The following is a 652-nucleotide window of genomic DNA, read 5'->3' as shown; positions in this document are numbered from 1 at the left end:
ATCCGGCCCCCGGCCCCACCGCCGGAGGTCCGACACCGGCTCCAGACCTGCGACGGCTGCGACCGCGCCTTCCGCGCCCCCGAACCAGGCCGCTGCCGCGACTGCCGAGGCGATCTCCCGGAGGCCGCCTAGCATGGACGTGACGATCCTGGCCCCTGGGCACAGACGAGGAGCGAGCGCCATGACCATCGCACCGGACGACGCGCAACGGAGCGGCTCCCACATCTACCGGGCGATGCGAGATCTCGTTCAGTCCATGGACGACACCATCCCTGGCAAGTTCGAGATCACCCAGGAAGGGATCGTCCACGACATGATGTCGCCCATTGGGCCGCACGAGCTCACAGTGCTGCGTCTCAGGAAGCGTCTGGAAAAGGTGATGCCGGAAGAGATCGTGGCGCACACAGGCGAGCCGGATGTGGAGGGCCAGTCCGAAGGCATCATGCGACGTCCCGACGTAATGGTGATCGCCGAGGTCGACATGGAGACCGAAGGAACCTTCGATCCTCATACGATTCGCGCCGCCATCGAGGTCGTCTCCCGCTCCAACCCCGACAACGACTGGGTCGGCAAGGTCCGCGACTACCCCCTGATCGGCATCCCCGTCTACGCGATCTTCGACCCCCGCACCGCCACCGGCGCCGTCCTCACC

General features: G+C 66.7%; 1 protein-coding gene and 1 pseudogene. Both read left to right on the top strand.

All coding sequences use genetic code 11. From position 1 onward, the window contains the following. Nucleotides 1-132, top strand: a pseudogene (locus EHS43_RS48685) (helix-turn-helix domain-containing protein); the annotation flags it as partial. 49 nt (nucleotides 133-181) lie between these two features. Further along, nucleotides 182-652, top strand: a 471-nt coding sequence (locus EHS43_RS45590) for a Uma2 family endonuclease (protein ID WP_148104387.1), incomplete at its 3' end; no start/stop codon positions are given.

The organism is Streptomyces sp. RP5T (assembly GCF_003933965.1).
In the GTDB taxonomy this organism is placed as follows: Bacteria; Actinomycetota; Actinomycetes; order Streptomycetales; family Streptomycetaceae; genus Streptomyces.
This window is presented reverse-complemented; position numbering and strand designations above follow the sequence as displayed.